The following is a 22,014-nucleotide window of genomic DNA, read 5'->3' as shown; positions in this document are numbered from 1 at the left end:
ACGCTTAACCGACGTAGTAGAAGAGCAAGCTGGCGATCAGCACCAATAGCAGGATGGCCAGATTGACATGCCGGGAGTCATCCTGACGGCGGCTGCGCTTGCGCTCCAGCAGCAACACCGCCAGCGTCAGGGCGCAGCAGCTCCAGAGCCCGTAGACCAACCAGGGGGTAAGGGCCGGGTCCCAATAATCGCGCACCTCGATCCCGCCATAGACCAGAAAACCGTAGGCAATTTCGGGCCGGGCATAGTGGTAAAGGGAAAGCAGCACGATAAAGCCGCCCCAGCAGAGCATCACCAGCCCCTGCAACACCCGTGTCAGCCAATCTGGCCCATGCCGCCGATCTTTCACCCACCTCTCCTGCGCCCGTGACACTCTTGTTGAGTGAACCATGCCGAAAACCCCACCAGAGTCCGACATTTTTGCTTGTTTATCAAACCCGCGCGGGTAAGATTGACGGCTTAGTCTGCCATGGTGGGCCATCTGTGCCCGGGCCAGACTCCCTAGTGTTGCAAATAGCGCTGCAAGAACAAGCTGGAGACAATATTTCGATGACGCACGCATCCGTAGTAGATGTGCTGGCCGGTAAGTATCCGGTCGGCACCACCCAAACTGTCAAAGGGTGGATCCGGACTCGCCGTGATTCCAAGGCGGGGATCTCATTTTTGGCCATTTCCGATGGCTCCTGTTTCCATCCGGTACAGGCAGTTGTCCCCAATACCCTGGCCAATTACGAGAATGAAGTGCTGCGTCTGACCACTGCCTGCTCCGTGGAAGTGACCGGCGTGGTTGCCGCCTCTCAGGGCAGCGGCCAGGCTTTCGAACTGCAGGCGACCGAGGTGAAGGTAGTCGGCTGGGTCGAAGATCCGGACACCTACCCTATGGCCGCCAAGCGCCACAGCATCGAATACCTGCGTGAACAGGCCCACCTGCGCCCGCGCACCAACATCGTTGGCGCCGTGACCCGCGTTCGTCACTGCCTGGCGCAAGCCATCCACCGCTTCTTCCACGAAGAGGGTTTCCTCTGGGTTGCGACCCCGCTCATCACAGCCTCTGACACCGAAGGTGCCGGCGAGATGTTCCGCGTCTCCACGCTGGACATGGAAAACCTGCCGCGCACCGACGCCGGCAAGGTGGACTACAACGAAGATTTCTTCGGCAAAGAGGCTTTCCTGACCGTATCCGGCCAGCTGAACGCCGAAACCTATGCCTGCGCACTCTCCAAGGTCTATACCTTCGGCCCGACCTTCCGCGCTGAAAACTCCAACACCAGCCGCCACCTGGCCGAGTTCTGGATGGTTGAACCGGAAGTGGCCTTCAACGATCTGGAAGATAACGCCGCCCTGGCCGAAGCCATGCTGAAGTATGTCTTCAACGCCGTACTGACCGAGCGTCGCGACGATCTGGAGTTCTTCGCCCAGCACGTAGACAAGGATGCCATCGGCCGTCTGGAGCGCTTCGTCTCCTCCGACTTCGCCCAGATCGACTACACCGACGCCATCGAAGTGCTGCAAAACTGCGGCAAGAAGTTCGAGTTCCCGGTCTCCTGGGGTATCGATCTCTCCTCCGAGCATGAGCGCTATCTGGCCGAGGAGCACTTCAAGTCTCCGGTGGTGGTGAAGAACTATCCGAAAGATATCAAGGCCTTCTACATGCGCCTCAACGACGACGGCAAGACCGTTGCCGCGATGGATGTACTGGCACCGGGCATCGGCGAGATCATCGGTGGTTCCCAGCGTGAAGAGCGTCTGGACGTGCTGGATGCCCGCCTGGCCGAGATGGGCCTGAACAAGGAAGATTACTGGTGGTACCGCGATCTGCGTCGCTACGGCACAGTCCCGCACTCCGGCTTCGGTCTGGGCTTCGAGCGTCTGGTAGTCTACGTGACCGGTATGGGCAACGTCCGCGACGTGATCCCGTTCCCGCGTACTCCGCGTACCGCCGAGTTCTGATCAGCGGCATCTTGCCACTGCATTGCAAAAGCCGACCTGTGGGTCGGCTTTTTTATTGTCACCATTATGGGTGATACTCAGGATCAATCGGCACAAGGAACTCGTCGCCTATGGGATATCGCCTGCTGCTTTCGCTATTGCTGTCCTGCATGCCTGTTCAACTGTGGGCCGAGCCCGTTCGTCTGACCACCCTGGAGTGGCCCCCCTACACCAGCCAGAGCCTGCCCGATGGCGGCCTCACCGGTCATATCGTCAAGCGCGCCTTTGCCGAAGCGGGACTGGAGGTGACGTTCGACTTCTACCCCTGGCAGCGGGCGGTACGGCTGGCGGTCGACCCGACCCAGCCTTATAGCGGCTATTTTCCCGAGTACCTCTCCGACACCCTGCCGACCCTGTGGCGCAGCTCCCCCAGCGTGGGCGACAGCGTGCTGGGCATGGCGCAGCGCTCAGGCCCCCCCATCCCCTGGCAGCAGCTCACGGATCTCGCCCCCTACCGGATCGGCGTGGTGGAGGGGTACGTCAACACCCAGGAATTCGATGCTCTGATGGTCAGCAAGCGCCTCAACACTGCCGCCGTCGATTCCGACCTGCTCAACCTGCGCAAATTACAGCGCGACCGGCTCGATCTGGCGGTGATCGATAGGGATGTCTTTCACTGGCTCATCAACCATGATCGCAAGCTGATCAGCGCCGGATTGCAATTTCACCCGAAGATCCTCGAACACAAGAGCCTGCACATCATGTTTCGTCCCGATCAGCAGGCGTTGCAGCAACGGGTGGCACAGGCCATTGCCAGACTCGATATTGCCAGGCTGAGCGAGGATTATCAGCGCCGCTATCTGCAGCAAGCACCTGCGGCCAAATGAGCCAACCCGCCGAAGTCAGCCCTTGTTGGCAAAAATAGCCTGAGCGCTGGTTTTTTCACCCTCTTCTGCCGCAATCGAGCCCTTTTTATGTCCCTCCCCTGCAGCTCTGTTGCCGCTCTGTGCTGCCACCATGACCACCCGATGGCTTGGCCCCGAGTGATACCACTTGGTGACAAAAATGATGTTTTTGTTAGTGCGTGGTTTTTAAGTGGTTTAATCAAAAATTCATCGAGTTATTGAAGTAACTCAATTTTTTCACTTTTTCAGGGGAGCAGAATAGCAACTAACCCTTTTGGGCTAAATAAAACAGACAATGACAATTCATGGTTCAGGCTACCCGCGGCAATATGGGTTGAATCACACGAGGTAACGGAATGATCTTGATGGAATTTTTAGTGGTACTCGGCTGCTTGCTGCTGGGTACCCGCTTTGGGGGCATGGGACTCGGTCTCATCAGTGGTATCGGTCTCTTCCTGCTGACCTTCGTCTTCGGCCTGGTGCCGGGCGAACCGCCTGTTCAGGTAATGCTGACCATTCTGGCGGTGATCGGCTGTGCCGCCACCCTGCAGACTGCCGGTGGCCTCAACCTGATGATGCAAGTGGCCGAGCGTCTGCTGCGCCGCCACCCGCAATACATCACTATCCTGGCGCCGCTCACCACCTGGACCCTCACCTTCCTGTGCGGTACCGGCCACGTGGTCTACACCATGTTCCCCATCATCGCTGACATCGCGCTGCAGAAGAACATCCGTCCCGAGCGCCCGATGGCCGTGGCCTCCGTTGCCTCCCAGATGGCCATCTGCGCCTCCCCGGTCTCCGTTGCCGTGGTCTCCATGGTCTCCATTCTGGCGGCCGGTCATGGTATCGGTCAGGCTTACGGCCTGCTCGACATCCTGATGATCGCCATCCCCTCCTCCCTGACCGGTGTCATCGTGGCGGCCCTGTGGAGCCTGCGTCGCGGCAAGGATCTGGACAAGGACGAAGAGTTCCAGGCCAAGATCAAAGACCCGGAGCAGCGTGCCTTCATCTACGGCGGTGGTGAAACCCTGCTCAACACCAAGTTCCCGAAAGAGGCCTACTGGTCTACCTGGATCTTCTTCGCCGCCATCGCTGCCGTGGTATTGCTCGGTGCCAACGAAGGTCTGCGTCCGGTGTTCACCATCAAGGACAAAACTGGCCCGCTCTCCATGAACCTGGTGATCCAGATGATGATGCTGATCGCCGGTGCCATCATCCTGATGCGCTGCAAGGTCAAGCCGGGCGAGATCGCCAACGGTGCCGTCTTCAAGGCAGGCATGGTCGCCATCTTCTCCGTATTCGGGGTTGCCTGGATGAGTGAGACCTTCTTCCAGGCCCACATGCCGCTGCTCAAAGAGACTCTGGCCCATGTGGTACAAGCCCAGCCCTGGACCTACGCCCTGGTGCTGTTCCTCATCTCCAAGCTGGTAAACAGCCAGGCCGCCGCCCTGACCGCCATCGCCCCCATGGGTCTGGCGCTGGGTGTGGAGCCGAAGCTGCTGATCGCCTTCCTGCCGGCCAGCTACGGCTACTTCGTGCTGCCGACCTACCCGAGCGATCTGGCCTGTATCGGTTTCGACCGCTCCGGCACCACCCGCATCGGCAAGTTCATCATCAACCACAGCTTCATCATTCCGGGGCTGATCGGGGTGGTGACCTCCTGCTCGCTGGGCTTTATCCTCACCAGCATCCTGCTCTAATCGCAGCGGCGTTTACCACGCTATTGCAATACAGGCCCCCGCTTCGGGGGCCTGCTTTTTTCCCGCTCTGTGACCCCAACCCTTTCCCCGCCACCATTTCCGGACACTATGCCTTTACCTCTGCCCCCGCAGCTGGGTAGCATGCCCCCTAGTTCACCATCGGAATCTCATCCATGTCTCGCGTCATCCTGCTCTGGAGCGGTGGCAAAGATGCCATGCTGGCCCTCTGTCATGCCCGCCAAGCGGGCCATCAGGTGGTGGCACTGGCCACCTTTGCGCCGCCAGAGCCCCGATTTCTCGCTCATCCTTTGCCGCTGGTGCGTCTTCAGGCGGAAGCCCTCGAGCTGCCCCATCTGCTGGTCACCATAGAAGCGCCGTTCGATCTCGGTTATGAGCGGGCACTGGCACGGCTCAAGGAGGAGTGGCAACTCGATGGCGTAGTCACCGGCGATATCGACAGCGTGGGCGGTGCGCCTAACTGGATCCGCGAGCGCTGCCGCCCGCTTGGTATCACCGTGCATACGCCGCTCTGGCAACTCTCCCGCGAGGCACTGCTGGCGGATCTGCTGGCACGCGGCATCGTCGCCCACCTCTCCTGCGTCGATACCCGGGTGCTGGCTCCCGAGTGGACTGGACTCACCCTTGATGCCGCCACCCTCGCCGAGTTACAGCAACTGGCCGAGCGTGAAGGCTTCGATGCCTGCGGCGAGCAGGGGGAGTACCACACCATGGTGACTGACGGCCCGGGCTTTGCGGCCCCGCTGCGCCTCGATGGCTGGCAGGTGGCGCGCCAGGATCATCTGGCCTATCTGGCCGAGCCACAGGGGTAACGGCCTCAGGCCATCTGGCCCGCTCACTCAGCGCGCGAAAAATCGAGATAAAAAAACGGGAGGCAACAGCCTCCCGTTTGGATTTGAACGGACCAGTTTTGAGCGGGCAATGACTACCCGAACAAGGGATAAACCGGCTTATTTCGCCAGCTTGCCCAGCACCCGTTGCAGCAGGCGGATGCGCGGCTCGATGCTCTCCAGCAGCAGGAACTCCGCCTCCGAATGGAAACCGCCCCCCATGGGGCCGAAGCCATCCAGCGACGGCACACCTGCGGCGGCGGTGAAGTTGGCATCCGAGCCGCCACCGGCCTCCAGCCAGTTGAAGGGGATCCCCTCCTCTTTGGCTGCCGCCTCCACCAGCGCCATCAGCGCCTCGGTGTCACCGCTCGGGCGCATCGCCGGCTTGAAGGTCTGGCGATCCACCTCGACCCGGCAGCCCGCGAGGAAGGGGTTGTTGGCCATAAAGGTGAGCCGATCGTGTACCGCAGCGGCCTCTTCGTTGCTCCAGAAGCGCAGATCGACGATCGCCTCGGCAAAGTCCGGCACCACGTTGACACCGGTGCCGCCCTGTACCACGCCGACGTTCATGGTGGTGCCCGTGGTCATGTTGACCTGCTCGTTGATGGCCAGCACCCAATGAGCGAGTTCTGTAATGGCAGAGACCCCTTCGGTGAGGGCCGAACCGGCGTGGGACGCCTTGCCGTGGAAGGTGATGCGGTACTTGGCATTGCCCTTGCGGGCGCTGATGAGATCCCCATTGGGGCGGGCTGCCTCGGCCACCAGCACGCAGCCACTCTGTTTGGCCTTCTCCACCAGCCAATCTTTCGACCAAGGGGAGCCAATCTCTTCGTCGCAGTTGTAGCAGACCAGCACCTTGAGCTTGGCAAGCAATGCCGGATCCATCTCTTTGAGGGCATACCAGATAGAGAGCAGGCCACTCTTCATGTCCGACACGCCGGGGCCAAAGGCTTGATTGCCTTCGATTTTCAGCGGGCGCTTGGCCGCCGTCCCCTCGGGGAAGACGGTATCCATGTGGCCGCACAGCATCACGTCGTAGTGATCGGCACTAGGCGCATTGGTTATCTCGAGGCAGGGGCCGCACTCGGCAGCGAACGGATGGCGAGTCACCTGCCAGCCGATGGCCTCATATTTCTCGGTCATGATGTCGGCCACTTTCGCCACCCCGGCCGGGGTGCGAGTACCGCAATCGAGGTTGATGAGCGGGGCCAGATCGGCCAGATAGTTATCGAGGGAAAACGGGCTCTTTACAACTGTCATTATCTTCTCCATGCAACAATCAGCATTGATGGCCGATCGTCTATTGCAACAATGCGACACAGTGAGAAAAAGGCGGGCAGCCATGCCACCCGCCCGACCGGTAAATTCCAAACACCACTACATAACCCACATCACTACATAAACAGCAGATAGTTGAGGGTCAGCGCCGTCACCAGCGCCCCCGCCATCGGCACGCTGGTGCGCTTGACCACGGTAAAGGGCGATACCTTGGCAATCCCCGCACAGGCGATCAGCACAGCCGCGATGGGAGAGACGGTACGGCCGATACTGGAAGCCAACTGCATCGGCAGCAGCATGGTCACCGCAGGCACGCCAAACTTGGCCGCCACCGCCGGTGCCAGGGTCGAGAAGCTGAGGAACGCCGCATTGCCGGAGCCCATGATGACCGCCGCCACCATGATCAGCGCCACCATCACCAGGGTCATCAGACCGCTGCCGATACCGGCATTGCTGGCAGAGTGCAGCAGGGTATCGATGGCGCCGATGGCCTTGAGGGATTCGGCAAACAGCTCGGCACAGACGATGAGCGCCACCACGGGGCCAAACACCTTGCCCATGCCATCGAGGAAGCTCGACAGCCCCGCGAATGCGGTACGCACCGAGCGGCTACGCAGCAGCTCGCACAGCATGCCGATAAAGACCGACAGCAGCATGGCCACCTCCACGCTCATCTTGATGTCGCTAACCAGCAGCTTGGAGAAGGTCATCATCAGCACGAAGGGGATGATTGGCAGCAAGGCATACCAGGTAGGCGCCTGCACGCTCTCGGTGCCCTGCTCGTCCAGCTCGGCGTGATCGCCGCGATGGAGCGCCGGATCCCAGCCATCCTTGCGATCGCAGTGACGCTGCCAGAAGAAGTGCAGCACCATGGTCACCAGCAGCATGGGGGCCACCAGCCAGATCTGGTAGTCAACGAAATAGCTGGTCGGATCCATGCCGGATTGACCGGCGGAGAAGATGGCGTTGGTCTGGGTCGGGCCAATCTCGAACGCCTGGGAGGTAGCGATGACGCCACAAGCGGAGGCCGGGCTGATACCGAGGTTGCGCATCACCGGATACATGGTGACCATCAACAGCAGGCCAAGGCCGGTAGCGGAGGTAACGAACAGGGAGACGAATACCGCCACCAGATAACAGATGGAGAGCATCAGGTAGCTGGACTGGATGCCCGCCACCGGTTTGACCGCCACCCGCACCAGGGCCTGGGAGGCCCCGATATGGGACATGTAGGTGGCAAAACCCGCCACCGCCATGATAGTGAGGCCGAGGCCCGCCGCGCGGTAGGAGAAGATCCCCTTGAACACTTCGAACAGGTCGAACAGGGCGAAACCGGTGCTCTTGTCAGCGGGGAGAATAGGGTGCAACCCCAACCAGTAGGCCACTGCAAAAATGGCCATGCCCGCCAGCGCCAGCACCGCCTGCGGGTTGTAATCCTTGATGATGCCGTAGACCACGGCGACCAGAACGAGCAAGACGAATAAAAGTTCCAATATTCACTCCTGATAAATTTATCGAAGAGCGAAATCTAGTGATCTGACCACTGTTTGCCTTTGATCCCTATCAATAAAGGTGCCGTCACCGTGATTCATTAGCATAATATGTCGGTCATGTAACAATTTTTCGTTATTTCAACTGCCGAAAAACCTTTATCACCCCATATCCGGGAATTGTGTGACGCGACTCCCCTCTTTTTTGCGTTGGATCAACATATGACGGCGCCGAACTGGCGAAGATGCGCTTCGACATATAGCGACCATTTCGCGCCGGAGAGAGTTATGACAAGCCAAGCCACCGCAGGTGCTTCGACCTGCGACTACAAGCTGTGGGACATCCTCGTCGAGTCTGCAAAGGAACGCACTACCATTCGTTACTCCAAACTGGCCAAGCAGGCCGGGCTGGAGCAGTGCCAGGATGAACTGCGCACCCTGCTGCAACGCATCCGCATGTACTGCACCGAAAACAACCTGCCGATCCTCTCCGCCATCGTGGTGGACGACGTGGGCAAATACACTGGCCTCTCTTCCAGCCAGCCTGATGCACCCTGGGAACGGGCCCGGGTCTTTGACCATGAGTGGACCACCCTGCACTGATTGACATGCTTGATAATGCCGACCAAAACGCGCCCGCTGGCGCGTTTTGGCTATCTGGCGTTTGCCCTTTCTCTTTTTCTCCTGCAATAGCGGCTTTTCTCCACAATCACCATCCCATCGGGTATACCCACCGCACTGCTTCTGATCTTGATCTCAAAATCGCCGTTCAGGTGTGACCAGTCCCGGTAAAACCCGCGAGCCGGACCATCGGCGTTGCCATGGGATTGCCACAATGCCAGAATCGGGCCCTTGCACTCTGTTGATTCGGATTTTCGGGACGCGGCCCACGGCCAGCGCCCACAAGAGAAGGACTCCCCATGGCCATCACCCTCTATGGCATCAAGAACTGCGACACCATCAAGAAAGCCCGCAAGTGGCTGGATGAGGCCGGTATCGACTACCGCTTTCACGACCACCGCGCCGACGGCCTGAATCCGGACGATCTGGACAGCTGGCTGGCAAAACTCGGCTGGGAAGCCCTGCTCAATAGTCGCGGCACCACCTTCCGCGCCCTGCCGGATGAGGCCAAACAGGGGCTCGACACCGCCAAGGCGCGCGCCCTGCTGCTGGAACATCCGGCCATGATCAAGCGCCCGCTGCTGGATCGTGACGGCGAGCTGACCCTGGGTTTCAAGGCCGATCACTATCAATCCCTCTTCTCCCGTTAAGGACAACTAAGGACAACTGATGTCGGATGTCATCGCACTGGCCAAGGATCTGATCCGCCGCCCCTCCGTTACCCCGCTGGATGAAGGGTGCCAGACCCTGATGGCGGAGCGCCTCGCCAAACTCGGCTTTGTTATCGAGCCCATGGTGTTTGAAGACACCACCAACCTCTGGGCCCGCCGCGGCAGCGAGGGGCCACTGTTCTGCTTCGCCGGCCACACCGACGTAGTGCCCGCCGGACCGCTGGAGAAATGGCACACCCCGCCGTTCGACCCGACCATCAAGGATGGCGTACTCTACGGGCGCGGCGCCGCCGACATGAAGGGCTCGCTGGCTTCCATGGTGGTGGCGGTCGAGCGCTTCGTGGCCGAGCATCCGGATCACACCGGGTCCATCGCCTTTCTCATCACCTCCGATGAGGAGGGGCCCTTTATCAATGGCACCACCCGGGTGATCGACACCCTGGAGGCCCGCAACGAGAAGATCCGCTGGTGCATCGTCGGCGAGCCCTCCTCTACCGCCGTGGTAGGGGATGTGGTGAAAAATGGCCGCCGCGGCTCCATCACCGGCGATCTGCTGGTGCGCGGGGTGCAGGGCCATGTCGCCTATCCCCATCTGGCGGACAACCCCATTCACAAAGCCGCGCCAGCGCTGGCGGAACTCGCCGCCACCGTGTGGGATGAGGGCAATGCCTACTTCCCGCCCACCAGCTTCCAGATCGCCAACATCTCGGCCGGCACCGGCGCCTCCAACGTCATTCCGGGCGAGCTGCACGTCCAGTTCAACTTCCGCTTCAGCACCGAACTGACCGACATGGATATCCGCGAGAGGGTCGAAGCGCTGCTGGATAGACACGGTTTGGATTATCAGCTGAGCTGGACCCTCTCCGGCCAACCGTTCCTCACCGACACCGGCGCGCTGCTCGATGCGGCTGTGGCGGCCATCGAAGCGGTGAACGGTCAGCGACCGGCCCTGCTCACCACCGGCGGCACCTCCGACGGGCGCTTTATCGCCCCCACCGGCGCCGAGGTGATTGAGCTCGGTCCCGTCAACGCCACCATTCACAAGGTGAACGAGTGCGTGAAGGCGGACGATCTGGATCTGCTGGCGAACATGTACCAAGGGGTGCTCGAGAGATTGTTGGCATGACGCAGGAACAACTGCTGGGGCTCGACGAGAGCCACCTTATTCTGGTGGGGCGCGGCCCTCATCGTCTGACCGCCGCCACCGCGGCGGCCTTCAACGATATGCAGGTGGCGGCCGCCTATGAGGGGTTCAACCTGCAGGCAGCCTCCAGCTGGCGCAGCTTCGAGCGCCAGCTCGCCATCTGGAATGGCAAGTGGCGCGGCGAACGGCCGCTGCTCGATGCCAACAGCGAGCCCATTGATGCCCTGCAACTGGGCGAGACAGAGCGGCTGCACGCCATCCTGCGCTGGAGCGCCCTGCCCGGCACCAGCCGTCACCACTGGGGGACGGATCTCGATATCTACGACCCCGACTGCCTGCCCGCCGATACCAAACTGGCGCTGGAGCCGTGGGAGTATGAAGCCGGGGGCTGGTTTGCAGATCTCAGCGAGTGGCTCAGCGACCACATGAGCGACTTCGGCTTCTTCCTCCCTTATGCCAAGCCGGTCGGGGCAGAGAGCGGGGTCGCCTACGAGCCCTGGCATATCAGCTTCTCGCTGGAGTCCGATGAGCAGCGGCTCGATCCCGCGGCACTGGCGCTTTGTCTGCAACAGGTGGATATTGAAGGCAAGTCGACCATATTGGCCAACCTTGATGAAATTTTGGCCCGTTATGTCACCACCTGTCCTGACGAAAGGAAAATCCCATGAATCTCTGGCTGTGGATAGGGTTGCCGCTGCTGTTCCTGCTCGGGCTGTTTCTCAATGCCATCAAAGACATGAAACGGCTGGAGAAGCAGTTGCCCAACTACAAGGACAAGATCCGCGAAGTGAAGGATGACGAGGACGACTGAATCCCGCCCCATCCCGTGGGGAGCGCCCTTGTGCTCCCCTCTCCCTCTGCTGTGCCGTTTCGCTTTTCCCCGCCCTTTCCTCCCTGCGCATCCTGAAATCGACGCTCCTTTGACTCCGCTTTCGTTAACCCCGTCACTGTCAGAATATGGCGCGGCCATGCTGAAAAAAGGGATGAAAAATGTAAGAAAGTGCAAATTGATGCACAAATAAGCCACACAAGGGGGGCCTAACTGCATATAATGTGCCTACTTTGCACATTACCAGGAAGGAGTTCGCCCTTGGATGCCGCTACCATCAACAGTTTCTTTTTTGTCGCAGCCCTGTTGGTGGGAGCCAGCGTACTGTTGAGCGCCCTCTCTTCCCGCCTCGGTATTCCCATTCTGGTTATCTTCCTCGCCGTCGGCATGCTGGCCGGTGAGGATGGCCCCGGTGGCATCCACTTCGCTGACTACTCCATCGCCTATCTGGTGGGCAACCTGGCGCTTGCCATCATCCTGCTCGACGGCGGCATGCGCACCCGGGTCTCCTCGTTCCGGGTGGCGCTCTGGCCGGCCTTGTCGCTGGCGACGGTCGGGGTGGCTATCACCACCGGCCTGACGGGGCTCGCTGCCGCCTGGCTGTTTGACCTCAACCTGATGCAGGGGATGCTGATCGGTGCCATCGTCGGCTCCACCGATGCGGCGGCGGTCTTCTCCCTGCTCGGCGGGCGCAGCCTCAACGAGCGGGTGAGCGCGACGCTGGAGATAGAGTCAGGCAGCAACGACCCCATGGCGGTGTTTCTCACCGTCACCCTGATCGAGGTGCTCGCCACCGCCCAGCAAGGACTGGATGCGGGCTTCCTGCTGCTGCAACTGGTCAAGCAGTTCGGGCTGGGCGCCGGGATTGGCCTTGGCGGCGGCTGGCTGCTGTGGCGTCTCATCAACACAGCCCGTCTGGCGCCGGGACTCTATCCGCTGCTCACCGTCAGCGGCGGCCTACTGATCTTCGCCCTCACCACGGCGGTCGGTGGCAGCGGCATTCTCGCCATCTATCTCACTGGTCTGTTGCTCGGCAACCTCGCCCTGCGCAGTCGCAGCACCACCTTGTCGGTGCTGGACGGTCTGACCTGGCTCAGCCAAATCGGCATGTTTCTGGTGCTGGGGCTGCTCGCCTCACCCCACAAACTGCTGCCCATCGCCCTGCCCGCGCTGGCGCTGGCGATGTGGATGATCCTGTTTGCCCGCCCGGTGTCTGTCTGGATCGGGCTGCTGCCATTCAAGAACTTCGCCCCCCGCGAGCGCTGGTTTATCTCCTGGGTTGGCCTGCGCGGCGCGGTGCCCATCATTCTGGCAGTGTTCCCCATGATGGCGGGGCTGCCCAACGCTCAGCTCTACTTCAACGTCGCCTTCTTCGTGGTGCTGGTCTCACTGATTTTACAGGGCAGCTCGCTACCGCTGGCCTCAAAACTGGCGCGGGTGGAGGTACCGGCACCGCCGTCGCCCATCAACCGCTCGGGGCTCGAGATCGATCTCGACAGCCAGTGGGAGACCTTCGTCTACCAGCTGGGGGAGGAGAAGTGGTGCATCGGCTCGCCGCTGCGGGATCTGCAGATGCCCGCCGGCACCCGGATCTGTGCCCTGTTTCGTGGCCGCGAGCTGCTCCACCCCTCGGGCAGTACCTGTCTGCAGGCCGATGACATTCTCTGCGTGATTGGCCATGAGCGTGACCTCCCCGCCCTCGGCCAGCTGTTCAGTCAGGCGCCGGAGCAGGATCTCGGCCCCCGCTTCTTCGGTGACTTCCTGCTGGAAGCGGCGGCACGGCTGGTGGATCTCGCCCCTCTCTACGGGCTGGATGTGAGCGAGGTGGCGGATCAGACACTGGGCGATTTTATTGCCAGCCAGTTGGGCGATAATCTGGTGGTCGGTGACAACATCGAATGGCAGGGCCTGATCTGGACCGTGGCCGAAATGGACGAGAGCGTGCCGAGCAAGATCGGGGTGCGCTTTCAGGAAGAGGACCCGGTCTGACCGACCGTCCCGTATCAAGTCCCCAGCAAGAAGGGAGAGAGTTATGCCATATCAAAGTTTGCTGTCCGGCCCCCTGCCCCCCGCAGCCAATCTGGGGGTGATTGAAGGCTTTTTTGGCAAGGGATGGAGCTGGCAGGCCCGCGCCCGCTACGCCCAGTGGCTGCCACGCCACGGTTACGGTTTCTATATCTATGCACCGAAAGAGGATGGCTATCTGCGCAAGCATTGGGCCCTCCCCTGGCCCGAGCAGCAGTTGGCCGATCTCGCCGAACTGGCGCGCCAGTGCCGCGCCAACGGGCTCGCCTTCGGGGTGGGCTTGAGCCCCATGGGGGCGCATCACGACTACGATCGTAAGCGCCCGGCGCTGCTTGAAAAAGTGCGCCTCATCGACGAGATGCTGCAGCCCGATATTCTGGCTGTGCTGTTTGACGACATGAAGGGGGATACCCCGGATCTGGCCCGTCACCAGCTCACCATCGCCCACGACATCGCGGCCCACAGCAAGGCGACCCGCCTCATCTTCTGCCCCAGCTACTACTCGACCGATCCGGTGCTGGAGAAGGTGTTCGGCACCATGCCCCCCCGCTATCTGGAGGAGCTTGGCGAGCAGCTCGACCGCCGTTTCGAGATTTTCTGGACAGGCCCCAAGGTCTGCTCGACCGAGTATCCGGCGGTACACCTCAAGCAGGTGACCGAACTGCTCGGCCGCAAGCCCTTCCTGTGGGACAACTACCCGGTCAACGATGGCAGCAAGGCGAGCAGCTACCTGCACCTGCGCGCTTTCGAGAATCGCCCTGCCGAGCTGGCAGAGCTGGTCTCTGGCCACGCGGTCAACCCGATGAAACAGGCGGCGCTCTCCGCCCTGCCCCTCGCCACCCTGCCGATGAGCTACCGACTCGGCAAGCAGTACGACCCCGACAAGGCGCTGCATGCCGCCCTCAACGCCACCTGCGGCCCGCAGATCTCGGCGATGATCGAAGCCGACCTGCCGCTGTTTCAGGATCTGGGGCTGGCACAGCTCACCCCAGAGCAGATTGCCGCCCTCAAGGCGCGCTATCTGCCGTTTCGGGATCAAGCCTGCGTCGACGAAATAGTGCGCTGGCTGGACGGGGAGTATGTGTTCGACCCCGACTGCCTGACCGACTAAACCGCCCCCTGCGGGGCAGAAAGGAGGTTGTATGGATGCACACCTGCTTTACCAGAATCTGGCGGTGATCGCCGCCTTCTTGCTGATCTACAGCCTGATCGCGGGGCGCTTCGAGTCAAAACTGGTCAACGGCCCCCTGCTCTTTCTGCTGACCGGCTGGTTGCTGGGGCCGGGAGGGCTGGAGCTGCTCTCCCTCTCTATCGACAGCGCCGGCATCAAGCTGCTGGCCGAGCTGACGCTGGTCATCGTGCTGTTCAACGATGCCGCCAACACCAACTGGCAGGTATTGCTGGCCAACCGCCAGCTCCCTATCCGGCTTTTGCTGATTGGCCTGCCCCTCACCCTGGTCTGTGGCGCCCTGTTTGGCCACTGGATTTTCCCCGACTTGCCACTGCTGGAGATGGCGATCCTCTCCACCATTCTTGCCCCCACCGATGCAGCGCTCGGCAAGGCAGTGGTCAGCAACCCCGCGGTGCCTGCACCGGTGCGCGAAGGGCTCAATCAGGAGAGCGGCCTCAACGACGGCATCTGCGTACCGGTACTGCTTCTGCTGCTGGCTCTTATCGCCCCCACAGAGCAGCACGCAGGCACCGCCACTCTTGCCATCACCCTGATGCTGGAGGAGATCGGCATTGGCCTGCTAGTCGCCTTTGTGCTGACCAGCCTCACCATCCGGCTGCTGAAAATCTCCTATCTCAACGGCTGGCAACTGCCGCTCTGGCGCCAGCTCACCATGCCGGGGCTGGCCCTGCTCTGCTTTGCGCTGGCACAGACTCTCGGGGGGAGCGGCTTTATCGCCGCCTTTGTCGGCGGTCTCTTTATCGGCCACCGCCTGGGCGAGCACAAGCACGCCTATATGGATAGCTGTGAAGGGTATGGTGACCTGCTCTCTGTGGTGATCTGGATGGTGTTTGGCGCGACCCTGATGCCCATCCTGCCGGAGCTGCTGCACTGGCAATACTGGCTCTATGCCGTTGCCAGCCTCACCCTGCTGCGGATGGCACCGGTCTGGCTGAGCCTCATCGGCACCGGCCTCAAGCCCGAGCTCAAGCTCTTTATCGGCTGGTTCGGGCCACGGGGCCTTGCCAGCATCGTCTTTGCGGTAATGGTGCAGCAAAACGAGCCAGCCCTGATAGGTCAGCGCCCCATCATCGCCACCGTGCTCTGCACCATCATATTGAGCGTCATCCTGCACGGCCTCACTGCCAACCCCTGGGTCGAGCGTTTCAAACCGCGCTGAGCCACCCTGCGCCCATAAAAAATGCCACCGACCGGTGCAATGCTGTTCAGATAAGCACTTTATTGACTGATTATTCATAAATTAGATTTGAGTTGGGGGGGGCAAGGCTGTGTCCAGTCGATCTTCCTCCAGCCTTTATCCAGCGAGGCTTGCAATAGAAAGAGGGAGGCATCATGCCTCCCTCGCTTTTTTGTCCTGATACTACGTGGACTGGAACTCAAATTCTCTTAAGTGAACAGCATTGCACCGACCGGTGGCATTTTTCTTTCGTGGCGTGGGTCACAGACGGCTCTTAACCTAGCGCCAGCCAGACCCCCACCCCCAGCATCAAAGTACCGGCAATGCGGTTCATCAGGGTGACGTTGCCGCTCTTGGCGAGGAAGTGGCGCAGGGTGCGGCCACCGCTGGCGTAGAGCAGCAGGCAGGAGAACTCGATGACCAGGATCAGCGCCACCAGCGCGCTGATCTGCGGCGCCATCGGCTTGTCGGCAGAGATAAAGGGGGGCAGCAGGGAGATCATGAAAGCCCACCCCTTGGGGTTGGCGATGGCGGTGACAAAGCCCTGCACCGCCAGCCCCATGGCGCTGGTCTGCTGACCGGCCGAGAGATCCGCCGGAATGGCCATCTTCCCCTTGGCCTGCCACATCTGGATGCCGAGCCACATCAGATAGGCGCCCCCCACATATTTGAAGGCGGCGAAGATCCCCGGATAGTTGAGCATGATGGCGGCTACCCCGATCACCGACAGCACCGAGACCAGCCCGACCCCAATCAGCTCCCCCCACATCATGTGCAGGGTTCGGCGCACACCCAGGCTCATCCCCAGGGTCATCGACAGGGTCATGCACATGCCGGGGGTCACCGAGACAAAGAAAAAGGTCGGGATAAACAGAGCCAGAATGGCCGGATCGATCCAGCTGGACACAACACACCTCCATATGACGAGAGCGGAAAATCACGAAAACGGGACAGGATTGACACAACCCAGCCAGTTGTACCACATATTCAGGGGATAAAGCGCTCAATCATGCCTAAATGGCTCCTTTCTCACAAGGAAAAACCTTTTCTTCAGCACATTTCAGCAATAAAAGCCTGTGACAGCTCCTGACGTGCATGTGTAAGATGTCGGCTCCTCCAATTCCGGATTAGAGCCATTTATGTCATTGAATAATCTATCAATACGTGTCCAGGTCTTGATACCTTTGCTGCTGGCCAGCCTGCTGATGATGGTGATGATCGCCATCAGCAAACAGGGTCTGGATGAAGCCATCAATGACATAGATGAGACGACCCAGAGCGTGGTCCAGCACAAGGACGATATTGCCAAACTGATCCACGCCACCTACCGGCTGCGCACCAGCGCCATCTATGGCCTCTACGATGCCAAGCTGTTTGCCGCACTGCCCGCAAACCTCAACAGCGCCGAGCAGGAGATCAACGCCATCCTCGGCCGTCTGGTGCTCCCCGGTGCCGAGCAGGATAACCGGCAGGTCGCTGCCGCCCTGCAGGCCTACCTCAGCCATACCCGCAGCAACATGCTGCCGCTGCTGGCGCAAAAGCATCAGGGTGGCGGCGATCCGGTCGCCTACGAGGCGGCCCGCCTCCATTTCCGCGAGCTGGGTGAACAGCTGATCAAGCAGATCGACAGCATGTCCGCCCACATCAACCAGCTGATCCAGCAAGAGCTGGCAGAAGAGCAGGCCCACTACGACGCCACCCTGCTGCGAACCCTGCTGCTCACCGCCGGTACCCTGCTGGCTGCGCTGATCTGCGGTTGGGTTCTCTCCGGTCGCATCGTCAGCCCCATCAGTCAGCTACAAGAGGTGATGCACGCCGTGGCGCAAGGGCGCTTCAACGTGCGCGCCAAAGCGGAGGGCAACAACGAGCTGACCCGTCTGGCCAAAGATATCAACCTCACTCTGGGGCAACTTGGTAGCACCATCGAGAACCTGACCGGGATCAGCAACAGCGTCGCCTCCGCCGCCACCGAGCTGGCCGCCGTGATGACCCAGTCCGAGGCCAATGCAAAGCAGCAGCACAGCGAGATCGAACAGGTCGCCTCCGCCGTGACCGAACTCTCCAGCACCGCTGACAACGTCAACCACAACGCCGCCGTCGCCGATGAGCTGGCACGGGATGCCAATGGCCGTGTCGAACAGGGGCTCGCCCTCTTTACCGAAAGCATCGCCGCCAACAGCCGGATGGCAGGCAGTCTGGAAGATGCCGCCGCCATCGTGGCCCAGCTCAAATCCCAGTCCGAGCAGATCGGCAAGGTAATTGAAGTGATTCAGGGGATCTCCGAACAGACCAACCTGCTGGCGCTCAATGCCGCCATCGAAGCGGCCCGTGCCGGTGAAACGGGACGTGGTTTTGCAGTCGTGGCCGACGAGGTAAGAATGCTGGCTGCCCGCACCCAGGACTCCACCAAGGAGATCCAGGCCATCATCGAGCGGCTGCAGAGCCAGTCCCAATCCGCCAACAACGGCGTGCAGGAGACCCTGGAGATCCTCAGTCATAACCAGCGCTTGTCGGCTCAGGTGCAGGATCTGCTGAGTGGCATTACCGGTGCCGTGCGCCAGATCAACGACGCTAACGCCCAGGTCGCCACCGCCGCCGAGGAGCAGTCCTGCGTTACCGCCGACATCAACCGCAACATCAGCAATATTCACGAGATCGTGAGCCAGAGCTCCTCCGGCATCAGCCAGAGCGCCAGTGCCAGCAACGAACTCTCCCTGCTCGCCGAGCAGCAACGCAAGCAGCTGGCCCAATTCCAGCTGTAAGCGCACAAAGTGAACCAGACAAAAAGGCCCGTAAGGGCCTTTCTTGTTGATGGAGCAATGGCTTTGTCTCTGTTTTAAACGCCATTTTTTGGCCGTTGGTGCCATAAGGGGCTGGGCTGCCCTGTCAAATATCGGTATGGTAGAGGCACGTTACTCCCCCTCACGTGAGCACACCATGAGCCTGAGATTCAAGAAACCCGCTTTTATCGCCCTGGGGCTCATCGCCCTCATTTCCGCCGCCTGGCTCGACTACTACCTGCCGGAGCACACCATCGCTACCATCACAGGGGTCGAGGTGAAGCGCACCGACAAGGATGGCCCTATCAGCCAGAAGAACCCGGCTGACGGCCCCACCACCGACGTCTATTACATTTACACCGAGCGCCCCGGCGAGAAGATCCGGGTGTTTCGCAATGAAGATACCGAGTGGGGCTGGCCCTTCTACTTCAAGTTCAACGCCGCCGACGTCCAAGCCAAGGCCAAGTCCATGGAGTTCGAGAAACGCCTGGCCATCATCACCTCCTACGGCTGGCGCGTGAACATGTTCTCCATGTTCCCCAACGTCACCAAGATTGAGAGCACTGAGCCTGACGCCTCCACCTGGAGCTTCTTCCGCTGGTTCTGGTTCGGCCTCTGGGCACTGGTGATGGGCAAAGCCGCCATCGCAACCTGGCGCTACTTCGATCGTCTCGAGGATGAGATCTGATGGAGCCGAGCAAGACCCGCACCAGCTTCTACCGGCGGCTCTACGTGGCCTGGCTGATCAGCCAGGGCACGGATACGGTACCTGCCATCATGGAGGCGACCGGCATGCCGCGCCGCACCGCGCAGGATACTCTAAGCGCACTGGCCGAACTCGATATCAGCTGCGCCTTCGAGCAGACCGAGGGGGCTCGCCACCTGCAGGGGCACTACCGCATCAGCGACTGGGGGCCCATCAATCCAGCGTGGATCAAGGCTCAACTGCCGCTTATCAAAGAGACGTTGAGCTATCCCTGAAATGATGTCGAGTCAGGCCTGCGACTGGGTAACCTATTGCAATCCGGCATGGATCAAGGCCTAGCTACCTCTTATCAAGAAGACGCTGAGCTATCCCTGATCAAGGCGCTAAGCAACAATAAAAAAGAGGGGCCAGCCGGCAAGGCTGGCCCCTCTTTTTTCAGGCCGATGACGCGACAGGTCGCCCTACTCGGGCATGGCCGAATCCTCAAGCTCCCCGTCAGACTCGCCTCGGGTGCAGTCGATGATGGAGCGCTTGGGGTTGTTGGGATCGCGCAAAAGCAGAGGGGCTAAGCCCTCGTCATGCTTCTGCTCGTCGCCAAACTCGCTGCCGTAGGCGTTGTGGGTCAACCGGCGGGCATTGGCAATGGGGGTATCGACAAAGAGGGCATGCACTTCAAAGCTGGAGGCGGGCACGATAAAGCCGACCACCGGCAAGCCGTGCAGCTCCTCGTGCACCTTGTACCAGGCAAAGCCATCGCTCACCTTGTAGGGGGTGTAGTTGGCCAGTTGTAGATTGGCGGGCCTGCCCGTCTCATCCACATAGAGATCGGTAAACTCGCAGGTCGCCAGCCCCTGCCACATCCGCTCGAATGGCGTCGCACAACCCGTCAGTTGCAACCCGGCCAGCAGCACCAAGCCTCTCTTCCACATTCCCCGCCCCTTCTTGCAAAAACGAACCGGCGATCAGTCAAACGCCCGCAGCCGCGTCACCAGCAGATCGATAAAGCCCGGACGATCCAGCCCCAACAATACCAGCGCATTAGCTGGCTTGCCGGTCAGACCATAACGATCCACCACCGTCATCCCCACGGTATGCTCCCCTCGGGTCTCGATATCGACCCGGCACTCGACCCCATGGAACAGCTCGGGAGCCAGCAACCAGGCAATGGTACAGGGGTCGTGGAGCGGTGCGCCAGCAAATCCCCACTTGGGGTCCCGATGGTAGATCATGAAAAAATCGAGCAGACCGGCCACACACTGGGCCACCGGATTGGTGATGGCGCGTACCCGCTCGATATCCTCGTCCATCACCTGCGCCTCGTGGGTCACATCGAGGCCGCACATGGTGATGGGAATGCCCGACTTGAAGACCATATCGGCCGCTTCCGGGTCCACATAAATATTGAATTCCGCCGCTGGTGTCCAGTTGCCGGCCCCTGCGGCGCCCCCCATCAGCACGATGCGAGCGATCTTGCTCTTTAGCTCGGGGTGAGCCGCAAGCAGCAGGGCGATATTGGTGAGCGGGCCAGTCGGCACCAGGGTCACAGGCTGCGGGCTCTCGAGCAGACACTTGGCCATCAGCTCAATCCCCGTCATCCCCTGCGGTGCAAAGGCGGGATCCGGCAGCTTGGGGCCATCGAGGCCCGATTCGCCGTGAACGTTGTCGGCGATAATCAGCTCGCGGGCCAGTGGTTTCGGTGCCCCCGCCGCCACCGGAATATCGTCCCGCCCCAGCAAGGTGAGGATGCGCAGGGCATTGTTGAGGGTCTTGTCCGGCGTCTGATTGCCCGCACTGGTGGTGACCGCCAGCACCTTAAGTTCAGGGCTGGCCAGCGCCAGAATGAGGGCGATGGCGTCGTCGTGGCCGGGATCACAATCAAGAATAACGGGCAGTGCCATGGAGAGACTCCTTACAACATAACAGGGAGCCATACCTTAACAAGCAAGCCTCGGATGAACTCGGGAAGGGGTCACAAAACGGGGCCTTGTTGCTGACATGAGCGGTTTGTACTGCACACCGCCTCGCTCAAAGCAGCTCATTATCAAGAGGTTGTGTGGCGCATCCCGTTCATTTTCCGAGGCAGCGCACCGCCCATTCGCCCGGCCGCGCCGGTTCGGGTATGATCGCACCCCGTTTCCAACCTGTGCCACCTATGTCCGTTATCCTCGACACCTTTATCGCCCCGCCCTGCAGTGCCGCCATCGAGATCCTGTTCGAAGATGAACACCTGCTGCTCATCAACAAGCCGAGCGGCCTGCTGAGTCTGTCGGGCAAGAATCCGCAAAACCTCGACTCGGTTCACTATCGCTTGGTGCAGGATTACCCCGGCTGCACCCTGGTGCATCGCCTCGATTTTGGCACCTCAGGCATCATGGTGGTGGCCAGAAACAAGGCCATCAATGCCCTGCTCTGCCAGCAGTTCAGTCAGCGGGCGGTGAGCAAGGCCTACAGCGCCCTGCTGTGCGGTCATCTGATTGACGACGAAGGAGTTATCGACGCCCCTATCGCCAAGGATCCGTCGATTTTCCCGCTGATGAAGATCTGCGCCGTCAGTGGCAAACCCGCCCGCTCCCGCTATCAGGTGATTGAGCGGCTGGAGCAGCAGATGCAGGGGCAGACCGTGCCTTTGACCCGGGTACGACTGGTACCACAGACCGGTCGCACCCATCAGCTGCGCATCCACAGTCAGCTGCTGGGCCACCCCATCCTCGGCTGCGAT

At 60.8% G+C, this 22,014-nt stretch carries 22 protein-coding genes; 16 read left to right on the top strand and 6 right to left on the bottom strand.

Annotated features, from left to right (window positions below; genetic code table 11):
- Positions 1–4: 4 nt before the first annotated feature.
- Positions 5–349 carry a hypothetical protein gene (locus tag AACS18_RS19380; RefSeq protein WP_005359354.1) on the bottom strand — a complete coding sequence of 115 codons (345 nt, stop codon included), beginning with the start codon at positions 347–349 and terminating at the stop codon, positions 5–7.
- A 200-nt stretch (positions 350–549) separates the two neighbouring features.
- Here AACS18_RS19380 and asnS point away from each other — a divergent pair, with 200 nt between their 5' ends.
- From asnS to AACS18_RS19360, 4 genes are all read left to right on the top strand, one after another.
- A complete protein-coding gene (gene asnS, locus AACS18_RS19375) occupies positions 550–1,950 on the top strand; it encodes an asparagine--tRNA ligase (protein ID WP_042055583.1) in 1,401 nt (466 codons plus the stop codon).
- Positions 1,951–2,060: 110 nt separating this feature from the next.
- A complete protein-coding gene (locus AACS18_RS19370; RefSeq protein ID WP_108613054.1) occupies positions 2,061–2,816 on the top strand; it encodes a substrate-binding periplasmic protein in 756 nt (251 codons plus the stop codon).
- Between the two features lie 374 nt (positions 2,817–3,190).
- Positions 3,191–4,534: an anaerobic C4-dicarboxylate transporter gene (locus AACS18_RS19365; RefSeq protein ID WP_005337916.1), complete on the top strand. Its 1,344-nt coding sequence runs from the start codon at positions 3,191–3,193 to the stop codon at positions 4,532–4,534.
- Positions 4,535–4,707: 173 nt separating this feature from the next.
- Entirely contained in the window at positions 4,708–5,364 is a 657-nt protein-coding gene (locus tag AACS18_RS19360) for a hypothetical protein (protein ID WP_108613053.1), read from the top strand.
- A 138-nt stretch (positions 5,365–5,502) separates the two neighbouring features.
- On the opposite strand, the gene AACS18_RS19355 is transcribed toward AACS18_RS19360, so the two are convergent.
- Positions 5,503–6,642, bottom strand: a complete 1,140-nt coding sequence (locus tag AACS18_RS19355) for a M20 family metallopeptidase (RefSeq protein WP_108613052.1) — start codon at positions 6,640–6,642, stop codon at positions 5,503–5,505.
- 134 nt (positions 6,643–6,776) lie between these two features.
- Positions 6,777–8,153: a C4-dicarboxylate transporter DcuC gene (gene dcuC / locus AACS18_RS19350; RefSeq protein WP_005350454.1), complete on the bottom strand. Its 1,377-nt coding sequence runs from the start codon at positions 8,151–8,153 to the stop codon at positions 6,777–6,779.
- Positions 8,154–8,438: 285 nt separating this feature from the next.
- Between dcuC and AACS18_RS19345 the strand changes: the two genes are divergently transcribed.
- From AACS18_RS19345 to AACS18_RS19310, 8 genes are all read left to right on the top strand, one after another.
- On the top strand, positions 8,439–8,753 hold the full coding sequence (locus AACS18_RS19345; RefSeq protein WP_181363333.1) for a hypothetical protein: 315 nt from the start codon (positions 8,439–8,441) through the stop codon (positions 8,751–8,753).
- 317 nt (positions 8,754–9,070) lie between these two features.
- Positions 9,071–9,421: an ArsC family reductase gene (locus tag AACS18_RS19340; RefSeq protein WP_005337930.1), complete on the top strand. Its 351-nt coding sequence runs from the start codon at positions 9,071–9,073 to the stop codon at positions 9,419–9,421.
- Positions 9,422–9,440: 19 nt separating this feature from the next.
- Positions 9,441–10,568, top strand: a complete 1,128-nt coding sequence (gene dapE / locus AACS18_RS19335) for a succinyl-diaminopimelate desuccinylase (RefSeq protein WP_108613050.1) — start codon at positions 9,441–9,443, stop codon at positions 10,566–10,568.
- Entirely contained in the window at positions 10,565–11,254 is a 690-nt protein-coding gene (locus tag AACS18_RS19330; RefSeq protein ID WP_108613049.1) for a M15 family metallopeptidase, read from the top strand. Before dapE ends, AACS18_RS19330 begins: the two co-directional genes overlap by 4 nt.
- Entirely contained in the window at positions 11,251–11,397 is a 147-nt protein-coding gene (locus tag AACS18_RS19325; RefSeq protein WP_005337933.1) for a hypothetical protein, read from the top strand. The genes AACS18_RS19330 and AACS18_RS19325 overlap by 4 nt, the downstream gene beginning before the upstream one ends.
- 279 nt (positions 11,398–11,676) lie before the next feature.
- The gene (locus tag AACS18_RS19320; protein WP_108541387.1) at positions 11,677–13,404 is read left to right on the top strand and encodes a potassium/proton antiporter; all 1,728 of its coding nucleotides are present in this window, start codon (positions 11,677–11,679) and stop codon (positions 13,402–13,404) included.
- Positions 13,405–13,447: 43 nt separating this feature from the next.
- Positions 13,448–14,551: a beta-N-acetylglucosaminidase domain-containing protein gene (locus AACS18_RS19315; protein WP_108588244.1), complete on the top strand. Its 1,104-nt coding sequence runs from the start codon at positions 13,448–13,450 to the stop codon at positions 14,549–14,551.
- A gap of 31 nt (positions 14,552–14,582) precedes the next feature.
- Entirely contained in the window at positions 14,583–15,791 is a 1,209-nt protein-coding gene (locus tag AACS18_RS19310; protein WP_108542021.1) for a cation:proton antiporter, read from the top strand.
- A 292-nt stretch (positions 15,792–16,083) separates the two neighbouring features.
- On the opposite strand, the gene AACS18_RS19305 is transcribed toward AACS18_RS19310, so the two are convergent.
- Positions 16,084–16,716 (bottom strand): LysE family translocator, encoded by a 633-nt coding sequence (locus tag AACS18_RS19305; protein ID WP_108613048.1) that lies wholly within the window; start codon positions 16,714–16,716, stop codon positions 16,084–16,086.
- A gap of 232 nt (positions 16,717–16,948) precedes the next feature.
- Between AACS18_RS19305 and AACS18_RS19300 the strand changes: the two genes are divergently transcribed.
- From AACS18_RS19300 to AACS18_RS19290, 3 genes are all read left to right on the top strand, one after another.
- Entirely contained in the window at positions 16,949–18,571 is a 1,623-nt protein-coding gene (locus tag AACS18_RS19300) for a methyl-accepting chemotaxis protein (protein ID WP_108542020.1), read from the top strand.
- Between the two features lie 175 nt (positions 18,572–18,746).
- On the top strand, positions 18,747–19,277 hold the full coding sequence (locus AACS18_RS19295; RefSeq protein ID WP_005337948.1) for a DUF1523 family protein: 531 nt from the start codon (positions 18,747–18,749) through the stop codon (positions 19,275–19,277).
- Positions 19,274–19,570 carry a winged helix-turn-helix domain-containing protein gene (locus AACS18_RS19290; RefSeq protein WP_108542019.1) on the top strand — a complete coding sequence of 99 codons (297 nt, stop codon included), beginning with the start codon at positions 19,274–19,276 and terminating at the stop codon, positions 19,568–19,570. Before AACS18_RS19295 ends, AACS18_RS19290 begins: the two co-directional genes overlap by 4 nt.
- A 186-nt stretch (positions 19,571–19,756) precedes the next feature.
- Here the strand turns inward: AACS18_RS19290 and AACS18_RS19285 are convergent, their stop codons facing one another.
- Positions 19,757–20,224, bottom strand: a complete 468-nt coding sequence (locus tag AACS18_RS19285; RefSeq protein ID WP_005337958.1) for a hypothetical protein — start codon at positions 20,222–20,224, stop codon at positions 19,757–19,759.
- Positions 20,225–20,257: 33 nt separating this feature from the next.
- The gene (gene rihA / locus AACS18_RS19280) at positions 20,258–21,193 is read right to left on the bottom strand and encodes a pyrimidine-specific ribonucleoside hydrolase RihA (protein WP_108588242.1); all 936 of its coding nucleotides are present in this window, start codon (positions 21,191–21,193) and stop codon (positions 20,258–20,260) included.
- A gap of 221 nt (positions 21,194–21,414) precedes the next feature.
- On the opposite strand from rihA, the gene AACS18_RS19275 reads away from it, so the two are divergent.
- The coding region (locus AACS18_RS19275; RefSeq protein ID WP_181363332.1) for an RluA family pseudouridine synthase at positions 21,415–22,014 on the top strand (600 nt) is incomplete at its 3' end.

It is taken from the genome of Aeromonas sp. HMWF015, assembly GCF_963878965.1.
Classification (GTDB): Bacteria; Pseudomonadota; Gammaproteobacteria; order Enterobacterales; family Aeromonadaceae; genus Aeromonas; species Aeromonas veronii.
This window is presented reverse-complemented; position numbering and strand designations above follow the sequence as displayed.

Excerpts from the sequence above, each read along its gene's own strand:
- AACS18_RS19355 (WP_108613052.1), bottom strand. The coding sequence starts at position 6,642 with ATGACAGTTGTAAAGAGCCCGTTTTCCCTCGATAACTATCTGGCCGAT.
- AACS18_RS19325 (WP_005337933.1), top strand. The coding sequence starts at position 11,251 with ATGAATCTCTGGCTGTGGATAGGGTTGCCGCTGCTGTTCCTGCTCGGG.
- AACS18_RS19330 (WP_108613049.1), top strand. The coding sequence starts at position 10,565 with ATGACGCAGGAACAACTGCTGGGGCTCGACGAGAGCCACCTTATTCTG.
- AACS18_RS19360 (WP_108613053.1), top strand. The coding sequence starts at position 4,708 with ATGTCTCGCGTCATCCTGCTCTGGAGCGGTGGCAAAGATGCCATGCTG.
- asnS (WP_042055583.1), top strand. The coding sequence starts at position 550 with ATGACGCACGCATCCGTAGTAGATGTGCTGGCCGGTAAGTATCCGGTC.
- AACS18_RS19295 (WP_005337948.1), top strand. The coding sequence starts at position 18,747 with ATGAGCCTGAGATTCAAGAAACCCGCTTTTATCGCCCTGGGGCTCATC.
- dapE (WP_108613050.1), top strand. The coding sequence starts at position 9,441 with ATGTCGGATGTCATCGCACTGGCCAAGGATCTGATCCGCCGCCCCTCC.
- AACS18_RS19365 (WP_005337916.1), top strand. The coding sequence starts at position 3,191 with ATGATCTTGATGGAATTTTTAGTGGTACTCGGCTGCTTGCTGCTGGGT.
- AACS18_RS19315 (WP_108588244.1), top strand. The coding sequence starts at position 13,448 with ATGCCATATCAAAGTTTGCTGTCCGGCCCCCTGCCCCCCGCAGCCAAT.
- AACS18_RS19285 (WP_005337958.1), bottom strand. The coding sequence starts at position 20,224 with ATGTGGAAGAGAGGCTTGGTGCTGCTGGCCGGGTTGCAACTGACGGGT.
- AACS18_RS19345 (WP_181363333.1), top strand. The coding sequence starts at position 8,439 with ATGACAAGCCAAGCCACCGCAGGTGCTTCGACCTGCGACTACAAGCTG.
- AACS18_RS19340 (WP_005337930.1), top strand. The coding sequence starts at position 9,071 with ATGGCCATCACCCTCTATGGCATCAAGAACTGCGACACCATCAAGAAA.
- rihA (WP_108588242.1), bottom strand. The coding sequence starts at position 21,193 with ATGGCACTGCCCGTTATTCTTGATTGTGATCCCGGCCACGACGACGCC.
- AACS18_RS19310 (WP_108542021.1), top strand. The coding sequence starts at position 14,583 with ATGGATGCACACCTGCTTTACCAGAATCTGGCGGTGATCGCCGCCTTC.
- AACS18_RS19300 (WP_108542020.1), top strand. The coding sequence starts at position 16,949 with ATGTCATTGAATAATCTATCAATACGTGTCCAGGTCTTGATACCTTTG.
- AACS18_RS19370 (WP_108613054.1), top strand. The coding sequence starts at position 2,061 with ATGGGATATCGCCTGCTGCTTTCGCTATTGCTGTCCTGCATGCCTGTT.